The sequence below is a fragment of the Pseudomonas edaphica genome (genome assembly GCF_005863185.1).
Classification (GTDB): domain Bacteria; phylum Pseudomonadota; class Gammaproteobacteria; order Pseudomonadales; family Pseudomonadaceae; genus Aquipseudomonas; species Aquipseudomonas edaphica.
In genome coordinates, this window is record NZ_VBVZ01000384.1 from 1 (window position 1) to 6103 (window position 6103).

The 6103-nt window shown below is 62.8% G+C and carries 1 protein-coding gene; it reads left to right on the forward strand.

All coding sequences use genetic code 11. The features are described from left to right. On the forward strand, window positions 1-6103 hold a 6103-nt coding region (locus FEM54_RS22140; protein WP_138453035.1), incomplete at both ends, for an amino acid adenylation domain-containing protein.

The following is a 6103-nucleotide window of genomic DNA, read 5'->3' on the forward strand; positions in this document are numbered from 1 at the left end:
CCCGTGTTCGAGGCGGCGGCAGGCGTTCACGGGTTGTTCGAGGTCCAGGTGCAGCAGCGCCCGGAGGCAGTTGCGCTGTGCCTGGACGAACACACCATCAGCTATGCCGAGTTGAATCGCCAGGCCAATCGCCTGGCACATGCGCTGATTGAGCGCGGTGTCGGCCCGGAAGTGCGGGTGGGTGTGGCAGTCGAGCGCTCGTTCGAGATGGTGGTTGGCTTGTTGGCCGTGCTTAAGGCGGGCGGCGCCTATGTGCCGCTGGATCCGCAATACCCGCGTGAACGCTTGCTGCACATGCTTGAGGACAGCGGTGTGCGTTTGGTGCTGACGCAATCCCATGTGCCGATGCCGCTGCCCGAAGGCATGGCGACGTTGGATGTGGCGGATTCGGGGCTGGCCGACTACGGCGAGAGCAACCCGCTGGTCAAGGTCGACAAACACAACCTGGCTTACGTGATCTACACCTCCGGTTCCACCGGCAAGCCCAAAGGTGTGGCGATCAATCATGCGGCGCTGACTGAGTTTTCCCGGATGGCCGCCGATTACTCGCGCCTGACCCAGGATGACCGCGTACTGCAATTCGCTACCTTGAATTTCGACGGTTTCGTCGAGCAGCTCTACCCGGCGCTGACCTACGGCGCGACGGTGGTCCTGCGCGGGCCGCAGCTGTGGGACAGCGCTCGGCTGTACGACGAAATCATCGCCCAAGGCATCACCCTGGCCGACTTGCCCACCGCTTACTGGAACCTGTTCCTGCTCGATTGCCTGGCGGCGGGGCCTCGATCCTATGGCGCGCTTCGCCAGGTGCACATCGGTGGCGAAGCCATGCCACTGGACGGCCCGGCGCAGTGGGTGAAAGCCGGTCTTGGCCATGTACGCTTGCTCAATACCTATGGCCCCACAGAAGCGACCGTGGTGTCGAGTGTGCTGGACTGCTCAGCGGCTGCTGAAATCGTCGGTGCCACCGCCAGCCCGATTGGCCGTTCCTTGCCAGGGCGCGCCCTTTACGTGCTGGACCGTGACTTGAACCTGACGCCGTTGGGGGCGGTGGGCGAGTTGTACATCGGCAGCCGCTGCGGTTTGGCGCGCGCCTATTTGAACCGCGCGCTGCTCACGGCTGAGCGCTTTGTGCCGGACCCGTTCGGCGAAATCGGCGAGCGCCTGTATCGCACCGGTGACCTGGCACGCTATCGCGCCGATGGCGTCATCGAGTATGTCGGGCGGGTCGATCATCAAGTCAAGATCCGCGGTTTTCGTATCGAGCTGGGTGAAATCGAGGCGTTGTTGTTGGCTCAGCCCTGCGTGCGCGAAACACTGGTGCTGGCCGTCGACAATCAATTGGTCGCCTATCTGGTTGCCGAGCAGCAAGACGCCGCAACCCTCAAGCTGACGCTGCGCGAACAACTGCCGGATTATATGGTGCCGACCCACATCATCTTCCTTGACCGCATGCCGCTGAACCCCAACGGCAAGCTGGATCGTCACGCGCTGCCCAAACCCGACGCCAACCAATCGCAGCAGGCATGGGTGGCACCGGTGACTGAGCTGGAGCAGCAGGTCGCTGCCGTATGGGCGCAAATCCTGGGTGCCGAGCGGGTAGGGTTGACCGACCACTTCTTTGAGGTGGGCGGGCATTCGCTGTTGGCCATGCAGGTGGTATCACGCTTGCGTCATACGCTGGGGCGCGAAGTACCGCTCAAACTGGTGTTCGAGCAGCCACGCCTGGAAGGATTTGCTGGCGCTTTGCACGCGCTGGAAGGTGGCCTGGGTGAGGAGGCTCCGGCACTGGTGGCGGTCGGTCGTGACCAGCCGTTGCCACTGTCCTATGCCCAGGAGCGCCAGTGGTTCCTTTGGCAACTGGCCCCGGACAGCGCCGCCTACCATATCCCCAGTGCCTTGCGCCTCAGGGGGCGGCTGGACACGGCGGCGTTGCAGCGCAGTTTCGATGAGTTGGTCGCTCGCCATGAAAGCCTGCGCACCTGCGTCGAACAGCACGCGGAGGGGGCGCGGCAAGTTATCCGTGCGCAGGTGGCGTTACCTGTCCAGTGCGTTGACGTGCAAGAAGCTGATCTGCAAGCGCAAGTCGAAGCCGAAATCGCCCGCCCGTTCAATCTGCAACGCGGGCCGTTGCTGCGCGTGACCTTAATGCGTGTGGCACAGGACGATCATGTGTTGGTGCTGGTGCAGCATCACATCGTTTCTGACGGTTGGTCGATGCAAGTCATGATCGACGAACTGGTGCAGCTCTATGCCGCGTTCAGCCAGGGCCAGGCTGTGCAGTTGCCGGTGATGCCGATCCAGTACGCCGACTTTGCCGTGTGGCAGCGTACGTGGATGGAGGCGGGTGAAAAGTCCCGCCAGCTGGATTACTGGCGTGACTTGCTCGGTGGCGAGCAGCCGGTGCTGGAGTTGCCGTTCGACCATCAACGCCCAGCGCAGCAAAGCCATCGCGGCGCGCGCCTGGATGTACCGTTGCCTGCCAGCCTGGCGCAAGGTCTTAAAGCCCTGGCACAAGCGCAGGGCGTGACGATGTTCATGTTACTGCTGGCCTCGTTCCAGACGTTGCTGCACCGCTACAGTGGCCAGCAAGACATTCGCGTAGGCGTGCCGATCGCCAATCGCAACCGTGTGGAAACCGAGCGTCTGATCGGCTTTTTCGTCAACACTCAGGTACTCAAGGCCGATATCGACGGGCACATGACGGTTGCCGAGTTGTTGGCCCAGGTCAAGCAGCGTGCGCTGGAGGCCCAGGCCCATCAGGACCTGCCGTTCGAGCAATTGGTCGAAGCCCTGCAACCCGAGCGTAGCCTGAGCCTGAACCCGCTGTTCCAGGTGATGTTCAACTATCAGAGTGAGGGTCACCTGGGGGCGCAAGCACTGACGGATTTGCGCATCGAAGGCCTGGAGTGGGAACGCCGTACCGCGCATTTTGATCTCGACATGGATGCGCATGAAAGTACAGAAGGGCTGTGGGCCTCGCTGGGCTATGCCACCGACCTGTTTGAAGCCGTCACCATTGAGCGGATGGCCCGCCACTGGCAGAACCTGTTGCAGGCGATGGTGGCCGATCAACAACAGAATATCGGCCAGTTGCACTTGTTGGACAGCGACGAGCAGCAGCACATCCTGCAACTGTGGAACCAGACCGACGCCGGCTTCTCGGCCGAGCGTCTGGTGCATGAGCTGTTTGCCAATCGCGCCCGGGAAAACCCGGATGCGGTGGCGGTCAAATTCGATACGCAAACCCTGACTTATGGCGAGCTGGACCGCCAGGCCAACCGCCTGGCCCATGCACTGATCGCCCGTGGCGTCGGCCCGGAAGTGCGTGTGGCGATTGCCATGCCGCGCAGCGCGCAAATCACGGTGGCGTTCCTCGCGGTGATGAAAGCCGGTGGCGTGTATGTGCCGCTGGACATCGAATACCCGCGTGATCGCCTGCTGTACATGATGCAAGACAGCCGCGCGAAATTGCTGCTGAGCCACACCAGCGCCTTGCCGCAATTGCCGCTTGCCGAGGGTCTGGACACCCTGGCCATTGACCGCACCGAAGACTGGGCCGGTTATAGCGATACCGCGCCGCAGGTCGATCTGGACGGAGACAACCTCGCCTACGTGATCTACACCTCCGGCTCCACCGGCATGCCCAAAGGCGTGGCGGTTTCCCACGGGCCACTGGTGGCGCACATCATCGCCACCGGGGAGCGTTATGAAACCGGCCCGGCCGATTGCGAACTGCATTTCATGTCCTTCGCCTTCGATGGTTCCCACGAAGGCTGGATGCACCCGCTGATCAACGGCGCCAGCGTACTGATCCGCGACGACAGCCTGTGGTTGCCGGAATACACCTACGCGCAAATGCACCGTCACCACGTGACCATGGCCGTGTTCCCGCCGGTGTACCTGCAACAATTGGCCGAGCATGCCGAGCGCGATGGCAACCCGCCCAATGTGCGCGTGTACTGCTTCGGCGGCGATGCGGTGGCGCAGGCCAGTTACGACCTGGCGTGGCGCGCACTGAAACCGACCTACTTGTTCAACGGCTACGGCCCGACCGAAACCGTGGTCACGCCGCTGCTGTGGAAAGCCCGTCGCGGCGATCCGTGCGGCGCGGTCTATGCGCCGATCGGCACACTGTTGGGCAACCGCAGCGGCTACGTGTTGGACTCACAACTCAACCTGCAACCCATCGGCGTGGCTGGTGAGCTGTACCTCGGCGGCGAAGGCGTGGCCCGTGGTTATCTGGAGCGCCCGGCACTCACCGCCGAACGTTTTGTGCCGGACCCGTTCGGCAAGCCCGGCAGCCGCGTTTACCGCAGCGGCGACCTGACCCGTGGCCGTGCGGACGGCGTGGTGGATTACCTAGGGCGTGTCGACCATCAGGTGAAAATTCGTGGTTTCCGTATTGAGTTGGGTGAAATCGAGGCGCGCCTGCGTGAGCAGGATGCGGTTGGTGAAACGGTCGTCGTGGCCCAGGAAAGTCCGAGCGGCAAGCAGTTGGTGGCGTACGTCGTGCCCGCTGAACCCGTGGCCGACCCGGTCGCATTCCGCGAAGCCTTGCGTCGTGCCCTGAAAACCCGTCTGCCTGACTATATGGTGCCTGCGCACTTCATGTTCCTGGACCAGATGCCGTTGACGCCCAACGGCAAGCTCGACCGTAAGGGCTTGCCCCAGCCGGACGCGGCGCAGTCGCAAGGTGTGTGGGTTGAGCCGGTTACGCCATTGCAACAGCAGGTCGCGGCGATTTGGGCCCAAGTGCTGGGCGCTGTGCGCATTGGCCTGACGGACCACTTCTTCGAGTTGGGCGGGCACTCGTTGCTGGCCATGCAGGTGATTTCCCGTGTGCGCCAGTTACTTGAGCGTGACGTGCCACTGCGCACCTTGTTTGAGCAGCCGCAACTGCAGGGTTTTGTGCTGGCACTGCACGCCGCTGAAGAGGACTTGGCGCCGCCAATGCGGGCGATAGGACGGGATCAGCCGTTAGTGCTGTCCTTTGCCCAGGAGCGACAGTGGTTTCTTTGGCAGCTGGACCCGCAAAGCGCCGCTTACCACATCCCGAGCATTCTGCGTCTGAGCGGCCGCCTTGATCTGCATGCCTTGCAGTGCAGCTTTGATCGCTTGGTGGCGCGACATGAAAGCTTGCGCACTCGCATCAATCAGCAGGATGAGCGCACGGTGCAGGTGGTTTTGCCTGCCGAACCGTTGTCAATCATGCGAGGCGATGCCACTGAGCAGACACTGCAGCAGCAGGTAGAAGCCGAAATTGCCAAGCCTTTCGACCTGCAGCAAGGGCCGCTGCTGCGCGTCACCTTGTTGCGCCTGGCCGAAGATGAGCACGTGCTGGTGCTGGTGCAGCACCATATCGTTTCCGATGGCTGGTCGATGCAGGTGATGGTCGACGAACTGGTGCAGTTGTATAGCGCCTACCGCCAGGGCGAGGTCGCGCAGTTACCGGCGCCGGCGTTGCAGTATGCCGATTACGCACACTGGCAACGCGAGTGGATGGCGGCAGGTGAGCGCGAGCGTCAGTTGGCTTACTGGTGCGAACTGCTGGGCGGTGAGCAACCGGTGTTGGAACTTCCGACCGCGCACGCGCGCCCGGCGCAGCAAAGCTATCGCGGTGCCAGCCTGGAGCTTGAGTTGCCGACGCAACTGGCCGAGGGGCTCAACGCATTGGCGCAGCGCGAGGGCGTGACGCTGTTCATGCTGTTGCTGGCGTCTTTTCAGGGTTTGTTGTACCGCTACAGTGGCCAGCACGACATCCGTGTCGGGGTGCCGATCGCCAACCGCAACCGGGTTGAGGTCGAGCGGTTGGTCGGCTTCTTTGTCAACACGCAGGTGCTCAAGGCCGACCTTGACGAGCAGATCACCGTCACCCAACTGCTGCAGCAGGCCAAACACCGCAGCCTGGATGCGCAGAGCCATCAGGACCTGCCCTTCGAGCAACTGGTCGAAGCCTTGCAACCGGAGCGCAGCCTGAGCCATAACCCGTTGTTCCAGGTGTTGTTCAACCATCAGAGCGAGGCGGGGTTGGCTACCCGCGGCCGTCAGTTGCCCGATTTGCGGGTAGAGGGCCTGGATTGGGGTAGCCAGACCGCGCAGTTCG